Below are 23,909 nucleotides of genomic sequence, written 5' to 3'. Positions count from 1 at the left end.
TATCTGTTCGCCGCCATAGTGATGCTGTTGCTGCTATGCTCTGGCGTCGATGCATGGGCCCATAATGTCGCGGAAGGCGACAAGGGCTATATTCAGGAAACGAGCGGCACCCAGATCCTGCCGTTCATCTATCTGGGCGCGAAGCACATGGTGACGGGCTACGATCACCTGCTGTTCCTGTTCGGCGTGATCTTCTTCCTCTATCGCCTGAAGGACGTCGGCATTTACGTGACGCTGTTTGCTATCGGGCATTCGACCACGCTGCTGTTCGGTGTGCTGACTGGAATATCGGCCAATGCCTATCTGATCGACGCGATCATCGGCCTGTCGGTCGTTTACAAGGCTCTCGACAATCTGGGCGCGTTCCAGCGCTGGTTCGGGTTTCAGCCGAACACAAAGATCGCCACGCTGGTCTTCGGCTTCTTTCACGGCTTCGGCCTCGCCACCAAGATCATCGAATTCGAGATCGCGCAGGATGGTCTGATCCCCAACCTTCTCGCGTTCAATGTTGGCGTTGAAATGGGCCAGTTGCTGGCTCTCGGCGCGATCCTCATCATCATGGGATATTGGCGCAAGACCAGCAGCTTCATGCGGCATGCCTTTGCAGCCAACACCCTTTTGATGACCGCCGGTCTGATTCTCGCGGGCTATCAGCTCGTCGGCTACGCCGTCGCCTAATTCAGAATTTTTCGGAGAAATTTGATGTTCAATTCACAGCGCCCTTCGGCGGACGATCTGCCCACCACAAACCAGCTTCTGCGCGCATCTGCGTTTGCATTCGTCGCCGCAGGAGCAATCCTGGTTACGGTTGTCCTGCCGGCTGAATATGCCATCGATCCGACTGGTATCGGCGAGGCCCTTGGCTTCACCCAGATGGGCGAAATCAAGGAGCAGCTTGCACAAGAAGCCGCAGCGGACGCGCTTTTGGCTGAGGCTACCGTTGCCCCTGCCAGCTCAGCGCCAGCGGCCGATGTTGAACCGGCAACTGTCGGCAGCCGTTCCGATGTTACGGAACTGACGCTTGCTCCCGGCCAGGCGGCTGAAATCAAAGCGTCCATGGCCAAGGATGCGAGCATGGCGTTCGAATGGTCGACCGCCGGTGGTGCCGTCAATTTCGACACCCATGCAGATGCGCCGGGCATCGACTACCACGGCTATGGCAAGGGCAGGAACTCGACAGGCGAGGAAGGCACTCTGGTTGCTGCGTTTGACGGAAAGCACGGCTGGTATTGGCGCAACCGTTCGGCAAGCACCGTCACCATCACGCTTCGCACCGACGGAGCATACAGCGACATCAGCAAGGTGCTCTGACCGGCGCGTACGGTGCATCACCACACGGTCGGGGCCGGATCATCCGGTCCCGGCAATCGTTTCCGTTCGGAAGGATTATGTGATGCTTGCGATCCTGCGCCACCGGACATACCGCCATCTGTTTCTGGCACAGGTCATCGCCCTTGTGGGGACAGGGCTTGCCACCGTGGCGCTGGGCCTGCTTGCCTATGACATTGCCGGCGCGGATGCGGGGGCGGTCCTCGGCACGGCGCTCGCCATCAAGATGATCGCCTATATCGGCATAGCGCCGCTAGTCGGAGCCTATGCCGACCGCCTTCCGCGCAAGGGGCTGCTGGGCGCGATGGACTTGCTGCGGGCCGCTGTCGCGATGGTCCTGCCGTTCGTGGATGCGATCTGGCAGATCTATGTACTGATCTTCCTGCTCCAGTCAGCATCAGCCGCATTCACGCCAACGTTTCAGGCCACGATCCCCGATATCCTGCCCGATGAAGAGGAATATACGAACGCGCTTTCTCTATCACGTCTGGCCTATGATCTTGAGAGCCTGCTGAGCCCGATGCTGGCCGCAGCGCTTCTGACAGTGATCAGCTTCCATTGGCTGTTCGGCGGCACCGCCATTGGATTTTTCACCTCGGCCGCGTTGGTCGTCACGACTTCACTGCCACACCGGCATGTCGTGACGAGGGCAGTAGAGGGTGCGTGGCACAAAGCCACGCGCGGCGCGCGCATATATTTGAAGACACCGCGCCTGGTCTGCCTGCTCGCGATCACACTGGCTGCAGCTGCGGGCAGCGCCATGGTCATCGTCAACACCGTGGTGATCGTGAAGGGTATGGGGCGTTCGCAACAGGATGTCGCCTTGGCGTTGGCAGCTTACGGCGGTGGGTCGATGATTGCTGCCCTGCTCTTGCCGCGCGTCCTCAAGTCGATCAGCGAACGGTCCGTAATGCTTGCGGGTGCCGCAGCTCTGTTTGTGGTGCTGTTGGCATTCGGCGTGGCGCTGCCATCACTTTCCCAGTCCGGTCTTTGGACATTCCTGCTATCCGGCTGGCTGGTGATGGGCTTTGGCTATGCATTATGCGTCACTCCCGGTGGACGGTTGTTGCGACGTTCGTCCCGCGAGGAGGATCGGCCTGCACTGTTTGCTGCCCAATTCGCGCTCAGCCACGTCTGCTGGTTGATCGCCTATCCGGTCGCGGGCCAGATCGGCGCGCATTTCGGTATGACGGCGGCATTCCTGCTGCTTGCCGCAATTGCAGGGATCGGGTTGGCGCTTGGTTTCCGGCTTTGGCCTGTCCATGACCAAAGCGATCTGCCGCACGAACATCCGGAACTTGCGGCCGGGCATCCACACCTGTTGGAACATGGTGAGACCGAACATCGGCATGATTTCGTCATCGACGATCTGCATAGCAGTTGGCCGGGCAGGGTTTGATAGCCATCCGGCATTTTGATTGCGAGCCGCGAACACACGCGCTCCCGTTCACGCTTCCCTGACAATCAAATCGTTGCTAGCCTTGCCAAGCGGGATATCGCAACCTCCCGGTCAGGCCATGTGCCCAAGAGTTGCCTCGTCGCCGTGCCCCTTGGCGCGGTCCTTGTTGCGAGGTGCCTGTGACCGACCCTAGTGCTTACCATCCTTCTTTCCGAGAGGCGCTTCGCGTCTATATGCGGATTGGATTGCTCAGCTTTGGCGGTCCGGCAGGCCAGATCGCGCTGATGCATCGCGAGCTGGTCGAGGAGCGTGGATGGGTCAGCGAAGCCGATTACCTCCACGCACTCAACATCTGCCACCTTTTGCCCGGACCGGAGGCGCAGCAACTCGCAACCTGGATCGGATGGCGGCTACACGGATGGCGCGGTGGGCTCTCCGCGGGACTGCTCTTTGTGATCCCCGGAGCGATTGTAATCCTGCTGCTGTCGATGCTCTATGCTGTGGCGGCGAACCTCGACTGGTTCGCGGCATTGTTCATCGGGGTGAAGGCAGCCGTTCTGGCGATTGTTCTCCAAGCATTGCTACGCATCGCGGGGCGGCCACTTGATACGGGGTTCAAGCGGATGGTCGCTGTCACCGCGTTTGTCGCGCTGGCTATGCTGGCACTTCCGTTCCCACTGGTGGTGCTCGGCGCAGGCGGGATCGGAATGATCGTCGTAAAACTCCGGCCCGATTGGCTCGCACTCAAGCAGGGCACCGCCTACGCTGACGTTGGGCCTCGCCCGTGGCGCGAAACCCTCGTCTCGGTCGTGATCTGGGGGACGATCTGGGCACTGCCGATGGTGGTGATCGCGCTTACCTTGGGGCGTGGCCACGTGCTGTGGGACATCGGCGCGTTCTTCTCGAAGCTTGCCGTGGTCACCTTCGGCGGCGCCTATGCTGTGCTCGCCTATATGGCACAGGAAGCGGTGCAAGGCTTCGGCTGGTTACGACCAGGCGAGATGGCTGACGGGCTCGGTCTGGCCGAAACGACGCCGGGGCCACTAATTATGGTCACGCAATTCGTCGGCTATCTCGCCGCCTATCGCACCCCTGAGCCGTTTTCACCGGTGGTCGCCGGATTGCTCGGCGCAGGATTGACGACATGGGTGACATTTGCGCCATGCTTCCTGTGGATCTTCGCGCTGGCCCCGTGGATCGACCGGCTGGGCAATGTGACGCGATTGAAGGGCGGACTTGCCACGGTGACGGCGGCGGTGGTGGGCGTGATTGCCAATCTCAGCCTGTGGTTCGCCTTGCACGTATTGTTCTCGCGTGTTGCCGACATCCAGTGCGGGCCGCTGCGACTGCAATGGCCGGACTGGGTCAGTTTCGATTGGCGTGCCGGCGTGCTGGCGACCGTGGCACTGGTTCTGGTATTTGTTTTGCGTTGGCCGGTAATTCGCGTCCTCGCAGCATGCGCAGCGGGCGGATTGCTGATCGAGGTACTGGCATGAGGAGACGATCATGGGCAGACTCACGAGGCGCAGTGCAATTGGAACAGCAGCGCTGGGCGCAACCGGGATGGCATTCGTCGATAAAGCGCAGGCACAGCCAGCGACGCCGACTAAGCGGACGTTCGGATTCAGAATTACGTAACTAGAAGCTGTGCTTCGTTCACAGGCTCTACTGACCTCTTGGGACGCAGCCCAAGGGGCCAGCATTTTCGTTAACTTCAGTTCGCTCCGATAGGGTGAGAGCATCGTCCAGAGCGACGCCCAGATAGCGAACGGTGTTCTCGATATTGGTCTTTGCCCATCTTGGAAGAACCGGATGGCCCAGATGTCTCTCGGTTTCAGCGGGCGTTTAGGTCCATGGTCTGTCCTGCATTCCAAGGCCGCCGATCGTGAATGGCGGGGTCTAGATCTGAATGTTCCACGGCACTTCTCCGATGGCCGATATTGACCAGCGGGATGATAGCTTGCTTGAGCTTGGCGCAACGTATGTTATAACGACCGTATGAACGCGAGCCTAAAGATCACCAAGATCGGCAACTCTGCCGGCGTTGTCCTCCCCAAGGAGCTTCTTGCGAAGCTGCGCGCAGGCGTGGGTGATACGCTCTACGTTTCGGAAACGCCGGAAGGTATTCGCATTACCGCTGCCGATCCTTCATTCGAAGCAAAGATGGCATTGGCAGAACGGATCATGCGTGAAGACAGGGATATCCTGCGCGCTCTAGCGAAGTAACATGGCACCATCACCCGAACCGGTCTGGATCGAGACCGAGTTGGCGCTTGCCATCCATGATCGGCAAGTGGCTGAACATGGCGGCCCCATAGGCGTGCGCGATGCGGATGCATTGGAATCTGCATTGGCCCGCCCTCGCAATCAGTGGGCCTACGGTGAAACGAATCTTTGCAAGCTCGCTGCTGCCTATGCCTATGGCCTGGCGCGCAATCATCCCTTTGCGGATGGCAACAAGCGGACCGCATGGGTGCTTGCACGGCTGTTTCTTGCTATGAACGGTGTTGAGATTGCCTATGCGCCAGTAGATGCTGTTCGGATGGTCCTGCAGCTTGCCACTGGTGAACTTGATGAAGCCGCCATCTCGGATTGGTTGACTGACAGACGAGCTTAGACCGACGACATGGCCGCGTTTCGCGAGGAGAAATCGACTTCTTTATAATCTTCTCCACCACCCCATCACTGGACGACGGGTTGGTGTCTCTAAAGACCTTTTGCGAAAAGGTCCCACGCTGTTGATTGCCACTGAGAAGTGACCCGGGTGGGTATGGTTTATGTGCTGCCGTTTCTTGGCAGGTTCAAGATGCGGGCTTCTCCTTTCTGGCTTTGGGCGCAGCGGTGCTGGCGCGGAAGCTGAAGCTGTCGTTTCCGGTTTCCAGGATGTGGCAGTGGCGGGTTAACCGATCGAGCAGCGTGGTGGTCATCTTCCTTATGCATTCGCCAAGGAACTCTTCCAAATTACCAGCATGGGCGGCACCGTTGTCGTGACTGGAAAAGCCGGCGCGCCAATTCGCACGCTTGCCGGCGGGGTGCTTGCGCCGCTGGACGAATTCGGCGGGCAGGCGCCGCACAGGCCGCTCGCCGAAAACGAAACATGGGAATGGGATTGGACAGTTCCGGATGAAGGGCCATTATCGATCATTATATCAACAAGTGACCAGCGAATTGTCGTCCTGCGTAACGGGGCCGAGGTAGGGCGCGCACGCGCCGTAATCGACGACCACGTCGGCACGCATGTTGCGACCTTGCACACCGGCAAGGACGGCATGCCCCACTGGGTGTTAACCCGTCCTATTCATGAGGCTACCGCTTCGTGTTGTTCGGACGGCGATGTGGCGGTGCCTGATTGATCAAGGCGCACGCCTCCACCGGCGTTTTTCACCGCGGCAGGAGCAATGGGCTTTTCGAGGTTGATGGACTGGGGCTCAGGGGTTCGGCGGCACCGCCGCTCTTGCTATGTGGGCGCTGGTCGCAGACTGGTGGTGATGGCCTTGAACACACCGGCATCCGGGCAAGCCGAAGCGAAGGCGACGCGGATACGCGTGGCGGTTTCGATGACGCGGGCAGCGACCTTGAGCAGGCGCAGGCGCAGCGTGGCGAACTCGGCGGTGGCGAGTGCGGTGGCTCTTGGGATTTCCTGCTGGATTCGCCACAGGAGCCAGTATGCGGCGGTGTGCAGGATGAGGCGCATCTGGTTGGCGCCCGCCGAGCGGCACGAGGTGCGATCGCTGGCGAGCTGGCTCTTGTGGCGCTTGATCAGGTTCTCGGCCTGACCGCGGGCGCAGTACAGCGTGTCGTAGATGTGCTCGGCCGAGCCTTCGGTCAGCGAGGTGACGACATAGCGGATGTCCATGCCCATCGTACTGGCCTCGATCCGGGCGACGACGCGGCGCTGGCACTTCCAGCTTTTGGCCCCGTAGCGGGTCTCGGCATAGGTGCGCAGGACCGGGTACTGGCGCTGAGCGCGTTTGACCGCACAGGCATCGGCGGCAACGACGATTTCGGGATGGGCACGCAGCACGGCGTTGGTCGGCAGACCAAATACGTAATCGACGCCGGTCGCCTCGCACAACGTCATGACCTCGGGCCGCCCATAGTGCCCGTCGCCGCGGATGGTGATGTGGGTATCGGGCCAGTGCCGCCGAAGATGGCGCACCAGGCGCCGAATGTGTCCGGCAGCCTCGGCGCCCGACGGTGTCTTGCCGGCGCGCAGCAGCATTGCCACCGGCCGACCGGTGGCGGTGTCGTAGACATGAATCGGCAGGAAGCAGCGCTCCCCGTGATGACCGTTCCAGAACGAGAGTTGCTGATAGCCGTGCACGACATCACAGGTGTCATCGATATCCAGCGTCACCGCCGCCGGCGCGGCGGGATAGCTGGCGCAGTAGATGTCGATCATCGCGGCCATCATCCTGGCCAACTCGCGCGTAGTCGGCGCATTTTCCCACCGGCTCATGGTCGGTTGGCTCGCAAGCCCCACGCCCGATCCCGGCAGCTTGCCCAGCGCCAGGCGGAAGCCCGGATCGTCGCGCAGAGCGTCGAGATCATCGGCGTCCTCATAGCCACAGCTGATCGCAAAGATGCGGGCGCGCAGGATATCGTCGAGGTGATGCACCACTCTGCCCGGGTCACGCGGATCGGAAATGCAGGCTGCAAGCCGCTGGCAGATCCCCATCGCTCGTTCGGCCTGTGCCAGCAGCAACACGCCGCCATCCGAGGTAAGCCGGCCGCCGTCGAAAGCGGCTGTGACTTTCTTGCGGCCGACTGCTGGGAATCCAAATGCGCTTGCGATATCGTTGTTCATGCGGGGGTGACCTGTGGCATTTTCTGCCCTGCGGCAGGTTCGGCTTAGACACCCAGTTCCTAATTCAGATCAGAGGCTTAGGCCACTCCCGCTAACCCTTTAGGACCGGTTTGGTGAATACGACGGGTTAATCGGCGTTCCCGGCCATGAAGGTGAAGCAAACCACGCTCTCGATGCCTTGGCACTGCAGCGCCTTCGCCTTCCGTCGGGGTTTCACGAATTGTTGAGGGACCGGATGGTTGAAGGAACGACAGTTCTCGTCACCTCTGCCAGCGTTGGCGCGCATAACAGCGGGCGCAAGATGACGCTATTGGCTGCAAACGATTAAAGGCTAAGCGCATTCGAATCCGCGTCTGGGACTGCGAATAGAGAGTTGAGCTGCCATAGTCGATTCCGACCGGAACTTTCGCTTTATCGTTTTGCAATCCTGAAAGAGGCCATTCCGACCTTGCATTTTGATGCCCTCAATAGGGCGACCGAAGAGCCGCATCTCATGACCGGAACCGGGCGCGAAGCTGATTCCCCGATTGTCCGTCGGAAACGTCCGCTCTCCTGATTTGCGCACCTGAGAGGAGACGTTTCGGAACTTCCAACATAGCGGTCATCCCTGCCGCAAAAGCGAGCGAAAGATGTGACTCGGTGCAGGTCTTTCCCAAGCATCTCAATTCGAATCCCGATCAGGATTCGAACCCACATCACGCGATTAAGCCGATTTTGGTCTGTATAAGGTTCGGCAATGCAACCTGAGATAACGAGCAGCTATGGAAAAACTGCCAGTGCCCCCATTTTTGCAATTTGATGCCCCCATATGTGCCCCCAACTGGTGCCGATTGGCCGAACATGGTTAACATACTGACTTAAAGTATGAACTTCTCTCCTTACCAGATCCGACTTTTTAACTGTCAATTCTAGTAAGAAATATTATACTTATTTTTCAATATGTTAACTGGCGGAGAGGGTGGGATTCGAAAACTTTAATTTATAGACTGATTAACAACGATTTTTTATATTTCAGCCCCCGCGTTTGCCCCCAAATATGCCCCCAAAGTTTTTGGACGTCCATGTACATTTAAGGACAGTCGGATCGCCCCAAAGGTCCTAGAAGTCTCTCGTCCGACCGTTGATCGATCGAAGGGCCGCGATGCCGACTAAGCGGATGTTCGGATTCAGAATCACGTAACTAAAAGCTTGCTTCGTTCACAAGCTCTACTGACCTCTTGGGACGCAGCGCAAAGGGCCAGCATCCTCGCTTAACTTCAGTTCGCTTCGATAGGGTGAGAGCATCGTCGATAGCGACGCACAGATAGCGAACGGTAGCGCGACAAACAGGATGAGGATTGCGCGTCAATCAGGATGAGAATGTGATTGTCGCGGCGCGTCATTTAGTGCCGATTTTAACTATCGCTGGCTAGGGCCTCGTTCTTATCCTGATTGTCGCGGATGGTCTCGAGGACTTTGGACGTGGTATAAGCGGCAGGACGTCCAGCCCCGGTGCGGCGGGCCTAAGCCGTTCGCCGGCGGTATCTTTCGACGTTCATCTCGAAAATCGTGGCGTGATGCACGAGCCTGTCGACTGCGGCGAGCGTCATTGCCGGGTCCGGGAAGACGCGGTTCCATTCGCCGAAGGGCTGGCTTGGAGAAACGACAGCTGAGCAAGCTGATGCTGAAAAAGAACGCATCGCATGAACGTAGTGCTCACAGAACTCGATGAGTACTTAGGCAGGCAGACGCTTGATCAATCTGTTCAATTCCACTGCAGTTCGAGGCGCGGGACAAAGGTTATATTGCCGACAAAGTAGGACGGCTCGAACCCGTCCTTGAACCGGAACTGCGGAATTTCAGCGAGAAAGATCTCAAGCGCCGTCTGAAGCTCGAACCGGGCAAGATGCATGCCGAGGCATTTGTGGATGCCTCCGCCAAGTGCAATGTGAGGAGCCTTACGGTCGAAGCGCACTTCGGAAGGGTTGTGGTGTTGTTCGGGATCCTGATTGGCGACAGGGGTGCAGACCGATACATATTCACCCGGCATAATTTTCTGACCATGTATTTCCAGTTCGCGCGTGGCGATGCGGAATGCCGTAACTGGACCATAAACCCGCAGGAACTCCTCGACCGCCAGGACAATCTTGTCCGGATTTTCTCGTAGTTCCTTCTGCTGATCGGGGTGGCGTGCGAGATGACAGAAGATGTTGCCAAGCATCGTCGTAACCGTGTCGAGGCCGCCGAGGAACAGGTTGAAGCAGTGGCCAAGCACTTCCTCGTCGTTCCATTTACGGCCATCGTCGACCTCGAAATCGAAGATGCGGGTGATGTAATCGTCTCGTGGATTGGCACGGCGGTCGGCGATTTCGCCGCGAAGATAATCGACCACCTGCCCTACCGCGGCGACACGCACTTCCCAGTCATTGGTGTGCAGCATGTCCTTTTCCCAGACGAGGAATTCGGCCATCCGATCCTGCGGCAAACCCAGAAGATCGAGCACGATGAAGATCGGGAAGCGTTCCGAAAACTCTTTGACGAAGTCGCAGGACCCGCGGCCCTTAAATACATCGATAAGGTCATGCGCGCGGCGACGCAGATCGTCCTTCATTGCCGCCATCTTCTGCGGCGAGAATTGGGGGTTGAGCGCCTTTCGATAGAAGTTGTGGCTCGGCGGATCAATTTCCGTAGGCACCACCAGCCAGTTTTCATCGATGCTTTGCGACCACTGCCCCATCCCGTTCTTGGTAAAATTTTCGGGATCGCGCAGAAGTGCCATCGTGTCTTGATAGCCGGTAAGTAGCCATCCCGGCTTGTCGCCGGGGAAAATGTTCGTGACATAGGTGATTGGCCCCAGAGACTTGTGCATTTCGGGGATCATCTTTTCCTGTGGGCAGTCCTTGACTTCCTCACGTGCGAAAAACGGAAGGCGCATCGCCTTTTTGGCGGGTACATGGGCCGGGATTTCCTGGGTTGCAGCGCTAGCCATCCGAGTTCTCCACCATTCTTGTTTTGTTGCCGCCGCTTCGGGTCATCGATAACCCTGCCGACATCTTGCGGGCCTGCGCGACTGAAGATTGACGCGTCCTATAGCGGCCGACGATGTGCCCTCACGCCCCAGGTAAAAACCTCTCTTAAGATAGGTATGCGCAGCCGAACCACATCGTGCCGTTGCACCAACATCGTCGTTCAGCCCCAACAGCAACCGGCCATCGGGTAGGTTGCATACCATCTAAGGGCACGCACTTTCCGCGATAAGCAGGAGCGGCATACGGAGAGGATGATGGATCGCCTAAAAGGTAAGGTCGCGATCGTGACCGGCGGTGGCAGCGGAATCGGCGATGCCAGCGCCACGATGTTCGCTTCGGAAGGCGCGACCGTCGTTGTCGCCGACATCGTCGCGGAAAGTGCAAGGCGCGTTGCCGATAGGATCGTTGCCAACGGCGGTCAGGCGATGGCGATGACGGTGGACATCAGTGATACCGAAGCTGCCAAGACTATGATCGATACAACCGTTTCGCAATTTGGGCGGGTCGACGTCTTGTTCAACAACGCCCTGTTCGTGAACTCCGAAATGGCGATGCGCGATGCCGACTTTCTGGCCTTCGACCCGGAGATATTTCTCGCCAATCTAAGGGTGAACGTGATCGGCGCGGTGATGGCCAGCAAGTTCGCCATTCCCTATATGCTGGAACAGGGCGGCGGATCCATCATCGCGACGTCGTCGGGCAGTTCGCTCGGCGGAGACGTCACGGCGTACAGCTACGGATCGTCAAAGGCCGCGTTGAACTGGTTCGTTCAGGCAATCGCCGCGACTTATGGCAAACAAGGGATCCGAAGCAACGCAATCTTGCCTGGCCCTACCCAGACCCCGTCCAAGATAAAATGGTCCACGCCCGAAATGGACGAGGCTTTCATGGATGTACTCAATACACCTTTCATCGGGGAGTCAGAGGATATTGCCGCCATGGCGCTTTTCCTCGCCTCCGACGAGTCGAGATATGTCAATGGACAGCTCTATTCGGTGGACGGCGGCCAGAGCTGCACCGTTCCTTTCATAAGCGTTACACGCAAGATGCAGGCAAAGGCCTGAAACCGGGAGATCGCCTCATGGGCAAGAAGCAGGAAGACTATGTCCGCGAATTCCACGCCGCATGGGGCGATGGCACGGCGGAAACCAAGCCCGACATCGATAAGATCCTGTCGATGATGTCCGATGATGCCGAGTGGCAACTATGGGTGCCGGGGGGACCGGTCATCAAAGGACAGGAAGCGCTTCGAAAGGAGATCGAGCAGCAAAGTAGAGTCGCCACGCATAATAAATGCAACGAAGTCAACATCTTGTCTAACGAACGCATGGTGATGCAGGAACGTTCGGATACCGCCTATATCATGGGAAATTGGTGCCCGCACCAGATGGTCGCGATCTACGAATTCGACGACGATGGCAAGATCGCGAAGTGGCGCGAGTATCTCGACATGGCCGATCTGACGAAGAAGATGGGCGTGAGTCAGGATTTTGCCGGAACCGACGAACTTTCTGCCTAGGTTCGTCATGATACGGCGCCGGCATGAACGCTAAGCTGCAGCGAATTGTGCCGGATTGCCCAGCTTATCCAAGGACCCAGCGACATGAGCTCTACGCATGGCGATCCGGCCTACAGTGATGACGCATTGGCGCGCATTCACCTTGTGGTGGAGGAGGCAGTCGGCGGTCGCATTGTTTCCTCCCAGCGGCAAGTCCGCTGGCGGCCTGCGTGGTTTGTGACGGTCGAGAAGGAAGGAGCGACCGAGACCATCCACCTCCGCGGAGACCGGGGCGGCAATGTCGCGATCTTTCCGGACCTGAAGCGGGAGGCCGACATAATCGAGGTGCTCTATGATCACGGCATCCCCGTGCCGCAGGTCTATGCTTATGTCGCTGACCCGCCATGCATTGTTATGGAATCGATCAAGGGCACACGGGACCTATCCGATTTGACCGACGATGAGAAACGCAACGTCGGACGTGAATACATGCAGGCCGTGGCCGCCATGCACGCCCTGCCCCTTGAGCCATTTGTCGCTATCGGTATGGACCGACCGGAAGACGCTCAAGCCATCGCTTTGGTTGGGCTTGAGGCATATATGCCGCAGTACAGGCGCACGAAAGCACGGCCCGAGCCGCTGCTCGAGTTCGTCATCCAGTGGATCCGCCGCAACGTCCCTCGCCACCGCGACAAGGCCAGCTTTATCCAGTTCGATTCGGGCCAGTTTCTTGTCGAGGACGGCAAGATGACCAAGCTCTACGATTTCGAATTCAGCATGATCGGCGACCCCATGGTCGACCTTGCCACAATGGGCATGCGCAATACCATTGAGCCGTTAGGCGCACCGCTGCCCGAACTCGTGCGATATTACGAGGAAGCGAGCGGACAGCCGGTGGATCACGACGCGATCCTTTTCCATGTGCTTCAGTTCTCGCTGCTCGGTACGATGCAGTTCACCGGCACGGTGGCAAGCCCTGAACCGGCTGATCCCCACTCCGTCTACCTGCAGTTCGATCTCGCCCTGCGCCGTTCGATCCTGTTGGCCCTGTCGAAGCTCGCCGACGTTCCCTTGCCGGATCTCCCCGAACTTCCAGGGCGCAAGGGCGATCATGCTGCCTTGATGGCCAAGCTTGCCGATACAGTCGGCTCGATCACCCCGTCGGATGAGCTCGCGGGGTCCCAAAGGGCTCAAGCCCTCGAACTTGTGGAGTGGGCGGAGCGTGCTGATGCCTACGGGGCGGAGGTCGTCAGGCAGGATATTGCCGATGTAACGCAGTTGTTGGGAGAAGACTTCGCCGACTGGCCCAGCGCAGAGGCTGCGCTGGAACATCGCGTTCTGGAAGCCGGACCTGATCAAGACATGGCGCTGATCCAACTGATAGCCCGGATCGAGGGACGGCGGCTTCAAGTGTTCGGGCCGACTTCCATCGGCGAAGCTGCGCTGAACGTTCGACTGCCGCAGACCCGCTGATGCTGGCAGCGATCATCAGTGAATTGGGCGGCGATCCGGTAATCAGAGAGTTTCCGGCTCCCCCCGCGCAGCCGGGCACCTCGATTGTGCGCGTTCTTGCGGCCGGGTTACAGCCGACCGACATCATGCGGTCGAAGGGCGACTATAATCCGCCCAGTCCCCCCTATGTTATCGGAGGCGAAGGCGTCGGTTTTCTTGAGTACGGTCGACGCGTTTATTTCGGGCACTCGATCGCGGGCTATGGCTCGGCCTGCGAGTGGACTGCAGTAGCTGACGAGGAAATCTGGCCGTTGCCCGAAGATGTCCAAGCAGAGCAGGCTATTTCGCTAGCCATTTCGGGAACCGGCGCGCTGATCCCCCTCCAAGAGGCCAAGGTGAAGCCCGGGGAAACCGTACTGGTGCTGGGCGCAACCGGCCCGCTTGGCCAGATCGCATTGCAAGTGGCGAGGCAACTGGGTGCAGGGCGAGTTGTGGGCGCGGGACGTAGCGCCGATGCGCTGTCCATCCTGATCGACCGCGGTATCGCCGACGCGGTCGTCCAAATAGGAACCGGGAATGACGACGCCGCACTGAGCGTTGCCGGTCCATTTGAAATTGTTCTCGACTGCGTATTCGGCGCTCCTGCCCAAGCGGCGGTGCGCGCGATGGCGGCGGGAGGGCGCATGATGAGCATCGGCGTCGGAGCCGGCATGCACCTCAACGTCTCGCTGGCCGAACTGGTCGGCAAGTCGGTTCACGGAATTGGCACCGGGCAGAGACCGGTCGCCGAGCGCCGCGCCGCTTTCGACCGTTTGATTGCATGGCATCGAGAAGGAAAGCTTTCGGTGTCAATTCGGTCATTCCCACTCGAACGCATTGCCGAAGCCTGGGCGCTGCTGAGTGACAGTTCTCACGGCAAGGTGGTGCTGCATGTGGACCAAGCCTCCCGATCGCACAGCAATTCCATCGCCCAATAAACAGGAATAACCCCATGCCTGGGCCGAATTGAAGCCCCACGGTGTCGATGTGCTGGCTCTCCTTTTTCGGATCGCCGATACGCCCAAGCTGCGCGAGACGCTGCCCGCAAGAACATTCCAATAGAAGCTACAGGTGCTGTAGCTCCAGAGCGCCTGACGTACCAGGCGATCCGCGCCCTTCCCGACGTAACTGTCTACAATTTCGACGATGATGGCGCCGATTGATCGTGCCGGGGACAACCCCTCCCCCCGATAGGTCAGAATGGTAGCCGCCCCGTGCACATCAAACCCAAGGCGGCGATAGCGACCGCCAAAGGGAGGTATCGATGCGCATCAGGACCCTATCCACTCGCACTGTCGTTTCCGTTCTGCTTTCGACCACTATCGCCGCCCAAGGGGCTTTCGCGCAAGACGCGACGGTGGACGATCAGGCAAGGGACGACGACAGCTCTGCCAAAGAATTAGGATACGGGGACGAGATCGTCGTTACCGCTCGCCGTACCGAAGAGGACATCCAGTCGGTACCCGTGTCAGTCACGGCATTTAATGCCGATACCCTGCGCAGCGCCACGATCCGCGACACACAGGATCTGCTGGTTAAAACCCCTGGCATATTTCTTGCCGGTTCGGGAGGGCGCGAAAACACCAACTTTTCGATCCGCGGTCAATCAAAGGCGCTCGCGGGGAACAGCGCGCCGGGGGTAATCAGCTATTTCGCCGAGGTGCCCGCGCCAACGCTTGGGTCCAGCATCCCGACTTACGACCTCTCGTCGGTGCAGGTGCTGAAGGGCCCTCAGGGCACCTTGTTCGGCCGTAACACTACCGGCGGCGCGATCCTCTATTACCCGACAGCTCCGAATTACGACATCGGCGGCTACGTGACCGCGACTTACGGTAACTACGATTCGCGCATCCTGGAAGGCGCTCTGAACATTCCGGTGGTCGCCGACATCGCCGCGTTGCGCGTGGCGGGGCAGTACCAGAAGCGTGACGGGTGGACGAAGAACATCGGCATCGGCGACGATGCCGACGATTTAAACTCGCGCGCATTCCGCGCGTCCCTCCTGCTCGAACCTTTTGACGGATTCAGCAACACTACGATTTTCGATTACTACCGCAACCGTTCCACCGGCGGCGCGTCGGTGCTCTACAACGTACTGGATGGACCCAACGCGCTGACCGCCACTGGTACACTGGCGGCCGCACAAGAGCAGTTGGCTCTGCAAGAGGCTCGCGGGCCGCGGGTTATCAATTCGGATGTCGATGCCTTCGAACGCGTAAAGCGGATCGGCGTGACCAACCGGACGGAAGTCGAATTTGGACCTGACGTCAGTTTCGTGAACATCTTCGGGTACCGCAGTACCGATGTCGACTATTTCTCCAGTGTCGATGGCCTGCCAACTCTTATTTCGGACGGCTCAGGCGCAATTCCGGCCGGACTTCCCGTTACCGTGGTCGGGGGGCGACAAACGTCTGACGTCGAACAGTTCTCCAACGAGGTGCAGTTCAAGGGCAAGCTGATCGACGACCGGTTGGACTGGCTGGTTGGCGGTTTCTATCTGAAAAGCAAGCCGGTCGGGCCGAGCGGATCCTATATTCCCGTGTTTATCCTTCCGGGCATTACGGACGCGCCATTCAACTACAGCTTCTACACAGAAGAGAGCAAGGCGCTCTTCGCCAATCTCGGCCTGTCGCTGGATGGTGTGACAGATGGGCTGCGTCTCAACGCGGGGTTCCGGTACACTTGGGACGACATCGAGGCTTGCGTCGGCGGCGGCACCACGAACCAGCCGGAAGTCTCTCCGGCGGAATGCCGTACCGGAACGAGCGATATCGTCAATTCAAGTATCAACAAGACCTCGTCCAAGGCACCGACGTGGACGCTGGGTCTGGATTGGCAGATCGACCCGGATCTATTTTTATATGTAGTCACCCGCCGCGGTTACCGCGCAGGCGGCATTAACACGCCAACACTTGCGGGGCTCCTGACGCCTTACCAGTCCTTTGCGCCGGAAAAAGTTACTGACCTCGAAGCGGGCGTTCGTTCCGATTTCGAAGCGGGAAACCTGCGCGTCCGACTGAACGCGTCACCCTTTATCGGTTGGTACGACAACGTACAGGTGCCGATTTCCGGCCTGAATACCAATGCCGCATGCGGTACCGGGCCGGGTGGAACCAATCCCCCCTTCTCTTCGCCGGATGGCGATTGCGATGCCTCTAACGACCCCAGTGGCGGCACGTTGCTAGTTAATGCGGGCAAGACACGTGTGGCAGGTATCGACCTGTCGGCTCGGGCCGCGCCCAGCCGGTCCCTCTCCTTCGATATCGGAGCCACATTCCTCGACCTGAAGTCGCGCTCGCTTACCGTCGAGCCATTTCTCGCCGCCTATCTCGCTACCCCGGAAGTGCCTTTCAACCTTGTGCCGACGACCACGGTGACCGCCGGTTTAGACTGGACCCTGCCGGTTCCGGACGCGTTCGGCACGTTCAAGTTGGGGGCAGACTACTACCACTCCAGCAAGGTAAGCTCCTCTGACGCGATCCTGCCTGCCTATGACCTCGTAAACGCCCGTCTGGACGTTGAACGCATTGCCGGTAGCTCGATCGATGCCGCGTTCTTCATGCGAAATGTCTTCGACAAGGACTATCTGGCCTCTTCAAACGTCGGATCGAACGCGCTGGGGATCAATAGCGGGTTCTATGGCGCGCCCCGCACGTATGGTGTCGAACTGCGGGTTTCCTTCGGAAATTAGCATCGCTTGGCCTAGGCGTACGGTTGCTATTGCAACGCCCGCCCAGGTTCTCGCAGGAATCGAACGCAGTGATGTGCCTTTCTTAAGAAAGGTTCATCGCCGCTCGGTGCCATCCATCCTGAATAAAAATTAAGAATACGACCGCGATTTGCACCGGCGAGCGCGATGCCGGCTTGAGTAGTTTGGAGTGGAGTGTCCAATGAATAGAGAGATGGAACCGCATATACGCGCGATCTATAGCGAGTGGAATTCCAAGAACCTTGGCGGCGTGTTAGCTGCATTCGAGGCTTTGGGTCCTGGCGGCTTCACGGTCGAATATGTCGGCAGCGAACCCATTGAAGGCACAGCGGCTGTCCAAGAGATGTGGGAAACATACGGCCCAAGCTGCACAACCGAACTCGTGCATTTGCTGGTCAACGGCAACGAAGCCGCGGCCTTGGTGCATAACATCATTGCAGGCGAGACGGGCCAAACGGTTCTGCCCAGCATCGAAACCTATCATACCGACAGGGATAGTCTGCGCGTAAGATATTTCCACAGGGATCCCGCGAAGTGAGTGCCCAAGGAAAGCGAACGACAGGCGAACTTCGATGAAATCCGGAGAGCCACCTCAGTCGGCGGCCCCTTCCCCCGCATATAGCTGGTGCGTTCTTGCCATTTTGACGGCGGTTCAGACGACCCATGGCATCGACCGGGCAATCATCGGCCTGATCCTTGAACCGATGGGTAGGGAGTTCGGATTGAGCGATGGCCGGCTCGGCGTTCTTGCGGGATTTGCATATGGCATTTTCTTTGCGATGGCCGCGATTCCGTTCGGCGTCGCGGTCGATCGCTTCAATCGGCGCAATATCATGGCCGCCGCGTTGACCATCTGGAGCGCCTCGACCGCGTTATGTGGTCTTGCGGTCGGATTTTGGTCGATGTTCGCCAGCAGGGCCGTGGTTGGGGTTTCTGAAGCGGCCGGATCACCCACGGGTATTTCCATCCTGAGCGATTATTTCGACAAGAACCGCCGCGCTACCGCAATCGGCATCTGGTATCTCAGTTCGGGTGTTGGTTTGGCGATAGCCTTCGTCGCGGGCGGCGCGATCGTACAGAATTTCGGGTGGCGCTGGGCATTCATCGCGGCTGGTATTCCCGGGATCCTGCTGGCACCGGTCCTGCTGTTCGGCGTGCGCGAACCGGTGCGTGGGGGCATGGACGCCAGCGAAGATCCGGCCAGCAACGAACTTGCGTCGGAGGCCGGTCTGCGTTCCCGCGTTGGCGAATTGCTGGCGCGACCGGGACTTGCCCATTGCATCTTCGCAATCATCCTGATCGCCACCGGCATCTATGGGATGAGTACATGGCTGACGACATTTCTCATTCGTGTGCATGGCTTTCCGATTGCCGATGCGGGACTGCTCATCGCGATATCATATGGGGTGCTCGGTTCGGCGGGCGGCCTTGCAGCTGGATGGGCGGTGGATCAGCTGAACCGGCATAAAGGCGGTTTCAATCCCGTGCGGACCGCTCTGTTCGGGGCGATGATCCCCTTTGCCACCGCGCTCACGGGACTTGGAACGGTGTATTTCGGCAATCTGGCGCAGGTCATCGCGGCCATGCTGATGTGCGGCTTCTTCAGCGCATCCTATAACGGGCCGGTCTATTCCGTGATCGTACACCAGGCCGGACCGCGCCTGCGCGGTTTGGCTGTATCGCTGGTGCAACTGGGGGCCAACCTTATCGGGGTGGGCGCCGGCACATATCTGATTGGCGCCGTAAGTGAAGCGGTAGGCGGGACGAGAGGCGTTGCTTGGGGCATCGGTTTTGCGATGATCTTCGTAGCTTGGGGGGGATTGCACCTTCTGCTGGCTACGCGGTCCATCCGGATCGGACAACAGGGCACGGAATTGCCTGTGGCAGATTAGCAGGTTCCGCAAGGGGGAAGGGAAACATGCGAGAATTTCTTCCCGAGATCGGTGACCCGCTAGACGATTTCTACAAGCGTCAATTGACGCTCCTGGGGAAGACCAAGACCGTGTATGTGGCCGGAAGCAGTCCCGCCGTGATCGTGATCTCCGAAATTCCCGGGATCACACTCTATGTGGCGCGTTTTGCTCGCTGGGTCCGCGATGCGGGGCTGACCGTGTACATGCCCTCCTTGTTCGGACGCGACGGTGAGATGCCCGGCGCCGGTAAGGCCATGTTGACCGTGGCGCGCGCCTGCATCAGCCGCGAGTTCACGCAAATCCCCCCCAATGACCAATAAAAAAGGGTCCCCACCTTAAGATAGGTCAACGCCGAGACATTCGACCTATCTACCACCGCAACAGACACAGAAATCTTAATTCCATGGGAGATGGTCAATGAGTAAATTACTTCATCCTGCTCTGTTGGCGTCTAGCGCCGCCCTTGCAATCGCGCTTCCCGCGCACGCGCAGGACATTGAAAATCAGGACATTGCCGAGGTGCAACTCGCCGAATCTGCACCCGCAGGGCAAGGCGAAATCATTGTAACCGCGCGCCGTACCGCTGAACGACTGCAAGACGTGCCAGTTGCTGTGACGGCGTTCGACGATCAGGCGCTGGAACGCAGCACCGTGCAGGAACTGGCCGAAGTCAGATCGATCGCATCGGGTCTGAACTTCAATTCCGAAGGCGGCAAGAGCACGACCAACGTCAGCCTTCGCGGCATCGGGCAGCTTCCCGTCGGACTCACGACACCCGGCGTGGTCACCTATTTCAACAATATCGCGATCCCCAGCCTCGGCTCGAGCATCCCGACATACGACATCGCGAATATCCAGGTTTTGAAAGGGCCACAGGGAACGCTTTTCGGGAAATCGACGCTTGGCGGCGCGATCCTTGTCAACACTGCGCAGCCGGACCTGTACGACTTCGAAGGCTATGTCCGTGGCACCTATGGCCGGTATGATTATCGCGCTCTGGAAGGCGCGCTCAATATCCCGATCATCCCCGGCTCCGTCGCACTGCGCGTCGCGGGGCAGATTCGCCGGCAGGATGAACGAATTCGTTCACTCGACGCCGATTTCTTCGCCCTTCCAGAGGTTCAGGCGCTGGGGGTCACCGACCCGAATGCAGACAGCTACCCAGGGTTCGATAACATCAAGAATGACAGCGTCCGCGCTTCGCTGACGATCCAGCCGACCGATGGAATTTCGAATACCACCGTGGTCGAATATTTTAAAGCGGATGAACGAGCGGCAGGCCTGTTTCTTTACAAGGCCGACTTCGCGCCATTCCAGAACACGGCCTTCCTGCCCCTGATGGGTGATCCGGCCCGGGCAGCTACTGCTGTCGCTCTCGCTGATCTGGCAGCCGACTACGCTCAAGAAAATCCGCGCGGGGCATTTGATGGCGGCATCAACGGCGGCCGCGCCTATCGCAAGTCGATCGCTGTCGTGAACACGACCGATGTGGATTTGAGCGATAGCCTTTCGATCCGCAACATCTTCGGTTATCGCAAAAATACAAACGATCAAGGGATCAACACGGGCGCCGTGCCGATCCTCGACCAAGGCGGATTTTCCAATCCGTTTCTGGGTGGGCTCGTCACCCAACCGTTTATCGTTTATTATGCCGAACAGCGCTATGTGCGCGACTATATCGATAACGACCTTCAGCTCATCTACGATAGTGACAGCGGCTTCAACGGGATTCTCGGCGCATATTACAGCGTCGATGGTCCGGCCGGTCCTTCAGGCGATCAGTTCACCACCTTCTCTTCGCTGGGCCGCATTCCGCCCACGACGACGCACGTCAAGAACCAGAGCTTTGCGATCTACAGCCAGTTCACGATTCCGCTTAGCGAAAAGCTGAATTTCAACGTCGGTGGTCGCTACAGCTGGGACAAGGCACAGTTCTGCTATAATCCGGGCAACGCGGCGACGTTTGAATCGGTTTCTTTCGACGAGTGTAAGCAGAATATTGCGGACCGTGTCGGCACGCCGACCGAATTCAGCGATGGTTTCGGTCGCTCCTCGGTAAAGGACGATTATCCCACCTGGACCGTCGGTTTCGACTATAAGGTGAATCCAGACTTCATGGTCTATATTACCAGCCGTCGCGGCGTCCGTCCGAAGAACCTGAACTTCCCGCTGTTCGAATCCGATCCGGTGACCTGTCCTTCGGGGAACTATTCGACATCCTGTGTCGATCTTACCGGGTACCAGACGATCAAGCAGGAACGCGTGACCGACGTGGAAATCGGCGAGAAGCTGAATTTCAATCTCGGCGGCGGGCGCGGCCGGATCAACGTGGCTGCGTTCTATTCGAAGTATGAGAATGCAACGCAGTTCCTGTCGAATTCGGGCAATTTTACCTTCCCACGTGGAACACTGGATGCGCCGCCGTCGTCGCTCATCATCAACGCCGCCGACCTCAGCATCTATGGTGTGGAGATCGACGCCAGCGTCTCGCCCGACAGCAACTTCACCCTCGGTTTCAACGGCGCGATAACCCAGACTGACATCGACAAGCAGTTGCCAGTAAACACCAATGGAGAACTTGGACCCAATGTGGGCTCTTTTGGCAGGGGGCAGATCAACAAGCTGACCCCGACATTCGCCGGTACGTTCAGCGCAAGCTGGATCGCACCGGTCAAGCCGGCAGATGCTGACCTGATCTTTAGCGGAGATCTCTATATGACCGCCGATTACGGCGGGCAGCAGGGTTTCCAGCTGGAAGGCTATTCGCTGGCCAATGGCCGCATTGACCTGAAGGGTATCGGCGGTTCCGGCTTCGACCTTGGGTTCTATCTCAAGAACATGTTCGATGTTGAATATCAGGCCGGCGTTTCCGTGATTCTGCCTGCTGCACCTTACAACAGCCTCTATCTGGGGCCGCCGCGCACATGGGGCGTGGAAGCCAAGTACAGCTTCTGATCACTGACATGTAAGCGGTCCGGCTTTAAGCGGACCGGCAGGGGGGCGGACTTCGGTTCGCTCCCTTTCTTTCTGGAAAATCGACTTCCCAAAGCGGCAATATCTTTGTGCTAGTGCGCGCTCGGCGCAAGCGGTTCAGAACATGTCCCGCTGAAACTACCAACGGGGGACTCTTCTGGCGCAAGCACTCACCGCCCCGGCCTCGATCACGTTCTCGCGAGCCGTAAAACGCATAAAAGGCCGCCATTCGGCGACCTTTCAGCAAGAGCCAGCGTTAGGTCACTAAACCGGCCATGCCCATTTACACCGCCGGTCTAGTGAGCCGTGTTAAATTGTCGCAATCGAGGGATGCTGCCCAGCCCAGGGCTGAATCCGGGAAAAAGCATGGGCCGCCGCGAATACTTCCGCGTCGGCCAGCCTCGGCCCGATGATCTGCAGTCCGACGGGCATGCCGTCGACGAACCCACATGGCACCGATGCCGCAGGCAAGCCCAGCACATTGGCTATATATGTGTAGTTGGTGCTTATGTGGTCGATCGAGTATTTGTCAGTGTAGGGCTGGTCCCATTCACCATCCGGGATCAACGGAGCAATCATCCCGACCGTAGGCGTGCATATGAAATCATGGCGCTCGAACACCGTATCAATCCAACGCACCAGTTCTGCCCGCGTCTCGAACAGCCGCATATAATCGTCAGCCGAAAACAGCTCTCCACCCATCGCTTTGATCTGGGCAAGCATGGCCTTCACCGGCGGCGTGAAAAGCGCCTGCTTTTCAGCACTGAAGCCAAGCAGCCGGCCCGTGCGTCGATAGGAATATTCATTCATCCCGATGAACACGGGCCAGGCCGCGGAATCGGGCAGCGTAACGTCCGCGACTTCGACATTTGCGCCTGCGGTAGAGAACAGCCTGACAGCTTTCTCCGCCACATCGATGGCGCGCGGATCGCCGCCGGTAACGACGCCCCAGTCCCGGCTCCACCCAATCCGCTTTCCGGCCACACCGGCGCCAAGCGCAGACACAAGGTCTGGCGACGGCTCGTCGATGGCGCTTGGGTCGCGCGCATCGCGGCCTGCCAGCACCTGCATTATGATGGCGCCGTCGCGGACATCCTGCGTGATGGGACCCGCCGACGACATGTGGACGCTTACCGGACTGCGCGAAGGAATGCGCCCGGCACTGGGCTGGAACCCGAACACGCCATTCAGTGCTGCAGGTATTCTTGTCGACCCGCCTCCATCGCTGCCGATGGCAAAGGGCGTAATTCCGGCAGCAACGGATGCGGCGGCACCCCCGCTTGACGCGCCGGAAATACGCTTGCGATCCCATGGATTGAGCGTTTCGCCGGCAAGGAGCGTTTTCGTCCGCGGGAAAGTTGCGAATTCTGGCGCATTCGTCTTGCCCACGATGATGGCCCCTGCATTGCGGAGGCGTTCGACAAGGATCTCGTCAACGGTAGGGACAAGGTCCTTCATCGCCATCGACCCCTGTGTGGTGACGAGGCCTTTGGTCGCGTAAAGATCCTTGATTGAGATCGGGATTCCGTGAAGCGGACCCAGCGTGTCGCCGTTCGATATCGCCTTTTCGGCCAATGCGGCCTGCGCAAGCGCGCCTTCGCGATCGACGGTTATGTATGCGTGGATAAGTGGATCGATACGGTCGATCCGATCAAGAAAATAGCGCGTCAGTTCGACCGGCGACAGCGACTTGTCGGCCATCATTTCCCGAAGCTGCCATGCCGGCGTCCAGGCCAGGCTTTGCTCTGTTCTCATTAAGCCCGTTGCCTTACCCAGTGCGGC

19 protein-coding genes and 2 pseudogenes are annotated in these 23,909 nt (G+C 58.8%); 16 read left to right on the top strand and 5 right to left on the bottom strand.

Features of this window, described 5'->3' with window-relative positions:
• Positions 1-21: 21 nt before the first annotated feature.
• The 6 genes from LOZ77_RS02455 to LOZ77_RS02430 all read left to right on the top strand — a co-directional run bounded on the left by LOZ77_RS02455 (position 22) and on the right by LOZ77_RS02430 (position 5,345).
• Positions 22-678: a HupE/UreJ family protein gene (locus LOZ77_RS02455; protein ID WP_230281952.1), complete on the top strand. Its 657-nt coding sequence runs from the start codon at positions 22-24 to the stop codon at positions 676-678.
• 24 nt (positions 679-702) lie between these two features.
• Positions 703-1,311, top strand: a complete 609-nt coding sequence (locus tag LOZ77_RS02450; protein WP_230280630.1) for a transmembrane anchor protein — start codon at positions 703-705, stop codon at positions 1,309-1,311.
• Positions 1,312-1,393: 82 nt separating this feature from the next.
• Positions 1,394-2,728 (top strand): MFS transporter, encoded by a 1,335-nt coding sequence (locus LOZ77_RS02445; RefSeq protein ID WP_230280629.1) that lies wholly within the window; start codon positions 1,394-1,396, stop codon positions 2,726-2,728.
• 233 nt (positions 2,729-2,961) lie between these two features.
• Positions 2,962-4,224 (top strand): chromate efflux transporter, encoded by a 1,263-nt coding sequence (chrA, locus tag LOZ77_RS02440; protein WP_230280628.1) that lies wholly within the window; start codon positions 2,962-2,964, stop codon positions 4,222-4,224.
• A 502-nt stretch (positions 4,225-4,726) separates the two neighbouring features.
• Positions 4,727-4,954, top strand: coding sequence for an AbrB/MazE/SpoVT family DNA-binding domain-containing protein (locus LOZ77_RS02435; protein WP_185885927.1), 228 nt, complete (start codon positions 4,727-4,729; stop codon positions 4,952-4,954).
• A gap of 1 nt (position 4,955) precedes the next feature.
• Positions 4,956-5,345: a type II toxin-antitoxin system death-on-curing family toxin gene (locus LOZ77_RS02430; RefSeq protein ID WP_230280627.1), complete on the top strand. Its 390-nt coding sequence runs from the start codon at positions 4,956-4,958 to the stop codon at positions 5,343-5,345.
• Between the two features lie 184 nt (positions 5,346-5,529).
• On the opposite strand, the pseudogene LOZ77_RS02425 reads toward LOZ77_RS02430, so the two are convergent.
• Positions 5,530-5,658 (bottom strand): annotated as a pseudogene (locus tag LOZ77_RS02425) (ATP-binding protein); the annotation flags it as partial.
• A 39-nt stretch (positions 5,659-5,697) separates the two neighbouring features.
• Between LOZ77_RS02425 and LOZ77_RS02420 the strand changes: the two are divergent.
• Positions 5,698-6,081, top strand: a complete 384-nt coding sequence (locus LOZ77_RS02420; protein WP_230280626.1) for a hypothetical protein — start codon at positions 5,698-5,700, stop codon at positions 6,079-6,081.
• Between the two features lie 104 nt (positions 6,082-6,185).
• Here LOZ77_RS02420 and LOZ77_RS02415 read toward each other — a convergent pair whose 3' ends face one another.
• The 3 genes and pseudogenes from LOZ77_RS02415 to LOZ77_RS02405 all read right to left on the bottom strand — a co-directional run bounded on the left by LOZ77_RS02415 (position 6,186) and on the right by LOZ77_RS02405 (position 10,503).
• Positions 6,186-7,535 (bottom strand): IS1380 family transposase, encoded by a 1,350-nt coding sequence (locus LOZ77_RS02415; RefSeq protein ID WP_230279774.1) that lies wholly within the window; start codon positions 7,533-7,535, stop codon positions 6,186-6,188.
• A gap of 1,394 nt (positions 7,536-8,929) precedes the next feature.
• Positions 8,930-9,187, bottom strand: a pseudogene (locus LOZ77_RS02410) (ATP-binding protein); the annotation flags it as partial.
• A gap of 92 nt (positions 9,188-9,279) precedes the next feature.
• Positions 9,280-10,503, bottom strand: a complete 1,224-nt coding sequence (locus LOZ77_RS02405) for a cytochrome P450 (protein ID WP_230280625.1) — start codon at positions 10,501-10,503, stop codon at positions 9,280-9,282.
• A gap of 291 nt (positions 10,504-10,794) precedes the next feature.
• Here LOZ77_RS02405 and LOZ77_RS02400 point away from each other — a divergent pair, with 291 nt between their 5' ends.
• The 9 genes from LOZ77_RS02400 (at position 10,795) to LOZ77_RS02360 (ending at position 22,109) form a co-directional block, all read left to right on the top strand.
• On the top strand, positions 10,795-11,607 hold the full coding sequence (locus tag LOZ77_RS02400; protein ID WP_230280624.1) for an SDR family NAD(P)-dependent oxidoreductase: 813 nt from the start codon (positions 10,795-10,797) through the stop codon (positions 11,605-11,607).
• Positions 11,608-11,624: 17 nt separating this feature from the next.
• Positions 11,625-12,062 (top strand): limonene-1,2-epoxide hydrolase family protein, encoded by a 438-nt coding sequence (locus LOZ77_RS02395; RefSeq protein ID WP_230280623.1) that lies wholly within the window; start codon positions 11,625-11,627, stop codon positions 12,060-12,062.
• 84 nt (positions 12,063-12,146) lie between these two features.
• On the top strand, positions 12,147-13,514 hold the full coding sequence (locus LOZ77_RS02390) for a phosphotransferase (protein WP_230280622.1): 1,368 nt from the start codon (positions 12,147-12,149) through the stop codon (positions 13,512-13,514).
• The gene (locus LOZ77_RS02385; RefSeq protein WP_230280621.1) at positions 13,514-14,470 is read left to right on the top strand and encodes a zinc-binding dehydrogenase; all 957 of its coding nucleotides are present in this window, start codon (positions 13,514-13,516) and stop codon (positions 14,468-14,470) included. The genes LOZ77_RS02390 and LOZ77_RS02385 overlap by 1 nt, the downstream gene beginning before the upstream one ends.
• Before the next feature lie 326 nt (positions 14,471-14,796).
• Positions 14,797-17,223: a TonB-dependent receptor gene (locus tag LOZ77_RS02380; RefSeq protein ID WP_230280620.1), complete on the top strand. Its 2,427-nt coding sequence runs from the start codon at positions 14,797-14,799 to the stop codon at positions 17,221-17,223.
• A 199-nt stretch (positions 17,224-17,422) separates the two neighbouring features.
• Positions 17,423-17,779 carry a nuclear transport factor 2 family protein gene (locus LOZ77_RS02375; protein ID WP_230280619.1) on the top strand — a complete coding sequence of 119 codons (357 nt, stop codon included), beginning with the start codon at positions 17,423-17,425 and terminating at the stop codon, positions 17,777-17,779.
• 103 nt (positions 17,780-17,882) lie between these two features.
• Positions 17,883-19,133, top strand: coding sequence for an MFS transporter (locus tag LOZ77_RS02370; protein WP_230280618.1), 1,251 nt, complete (start codon positions 17,883-17,885; stop codon positions 19,131-19,133).
• Between the two features lie 26 nt (positions 19,134-19,159).
• Positions 19,160-19,474: a dienelactone hydrolase family protein gene (locus LOZ77_RS02365; protein WP_230280617.1), complete on the top strand. Its 315-nt coding sequence runs from the start codon at positions 19,160-19,162 to the stop codon at positions 19,472-19,474.
• A gap of 97 nt (positions 19,475-19,571) precedes the next feature.
• Positions 19,572-22,109 carry a TonB-dependent receptor gene (locus tag LOZ77_RS02360; RefSeq protein WP_230280616.1) on the top strand — a complete coding sequence of 846 codons (2,538 nt, stop codon included), beginning with the start codon at positions 19,572-19,574 and terminating at the stop codon, positions 22,107-22,109.
• Positions 22,110-22,436: 327 nt separating this feature from the next.
• Here LOZ77_RS02360 and LOZ77_RS02355 read toward each other — a convergent pair whose 3' ends face one another.
• On the bottom strand, positions 22,437-23,882 hold the full coding sequence (locus tag LOZ77_RS02355; RefSeq protein WP_230280615.1) for an amidase: 1,446 nt from the start codon (positions 23,880-23,882) through the stop codon (positions 22,437-22,439).
• Positions 23,883-23,909 lie beyond the last annotated feature (27 nt).

The organism is Croceicoccus sp. Ery15 (genome assembly GCF_020985305.1).
Lineage (GTDB): Bacteria > Pseudomonadota > Alphaproteobacteria > Sphingomonadales > Sphingomonadaceae > Croceicoccus.
Note: the sequence above shows the minus strand (reverse complement) of the source record. Positions and strands in the feature narration are given on the sequence as shown.

Bases quoted from the DNA above. Each gene is read 5' to 3' on its own strand.
- LOZ77_RS02455 (WP_230281952.1), top strand. From the start codon at position 22: ATGCTGTTGCTGCTATGCTCTGGCGTCGATGCATGGGCCCATAATGTC.
- LOZ77_RS02450 (WP_230280630.1), top strand. From the start codon at position 703: ATGTTCAATTCACAGCGCCCTTCGGCGGACGATCTGCCCACCACAAAC.
- LOZ77_RS02445 (WP_230280629.1), top strand. From the start codon at position 1,394: ATGCTTGCGATCCTGCGCCACCGGACATACCGCCATCTGTTTCTGGCA.
- chrA (WP_230280628.1), top strand. From the start codon at position 2,962: ATGCGGATTGGATTGCTCAGCTTTGGCGGTCCGGCAGGCCAGATCGCG.
- LOZ77_RS02435 (WP_185885927.1), top strand. From the start codon at position 4,727: ATGAACGCGAGCCTAAAGATCACCAAGATCGGCAACTCTGCCGGCGTT.
- LOZ77_RS02430 (WP_230280627.1), top strand. From the start codon at position 4,956: ATGGCACCATCACCCGAACCGGTCTGGATCGAGACCGAGTTGGCGCTT.
- LOZ77_RS02420 (WP_230280626.1), top strand. From the start codon at position 5,698: ATGGGCGGCACCGTTGTCGTGACTGGAAAAGCCGGCGCGCCAATTCGC.
- LOZ77_RS02415 (WP_230279774.1), bottom strand. From the start codon at position 7,535: ATGAACAACGATATCGCAAGCGCATTTGGATTCCCAGCAGTCGGCCGC.
- LOZ77_RS02405 (WP_230280625.1), bottom strand. From the start codon at position 10,503: ATGGCTAGCGCTGCAACCCAGGAAATCCCGGCCCATGTACCCGCCAAA.
- LOZ77_RS02400 (WP_230280624.1), top strand. From the start codon at position 10,795: ATGATGGATCGCCTAAAAGGTAAGGTCGCGATCGTGACCGGCGGTGGC.
- LOZ77_RS02395 (WP_230280623.1), top strand. From the start codon at position 11,625: ATGGGCAAGAAGCAGGAAGACTATGTCCGCGAATTCCACGCCGCATGG.
- LOZ77_RS02390 (WP_230280622.1), top strand. From the start codon at position 12,147: ATGAGCTCTACGCATGGCGATCCGGCCTACAGTGATGACGCATTGGCG.
- LOZ77_RS02385 (WP_230280621.1), top strand. From the start codon at position 13,514: ATGCTGGCAGCGATCATCAGTGAATTGGGCGGCGATCCGGTAATCAGA.
- LOZ77_RS02380 (WP_230280620.1), top strand. From the start codon at position 14,797: ATGCGCATCAGGACCCTATCCACTCGCACTGTCGTTTCCGTTCTGCTT.
- LOZ77_RS02375 (WP_230280619.1), top strand. From the start codon at position 17,423: ATGAATAGAGAGATGGAACCGCATATACGCGCGATCTATAGCGAGTGG.
- LOZ77_RS02365 (WP_230280617.1), top strand. From the start codon at position 19,160: ATGCGAGAATTTCTTCCCGAGATCGGTGACCCGCTAGACGATTTCTAC.
- LOZ77_RS02360 (WP_230280616.1), top strand. From the start codon at position 19,572: ATGAGTAAATTACTTCATCCTGCTCTGTTGGCGTCTAGCGCCGCCCTT.
- LOZ77_RS02355 (WP_230280615.1), bottom strand. From the start codon at position 23,882: ATGAGAACAGAGCAAAGCCTGGCCTGGACGCCGGCATGGCAGCTTCGG.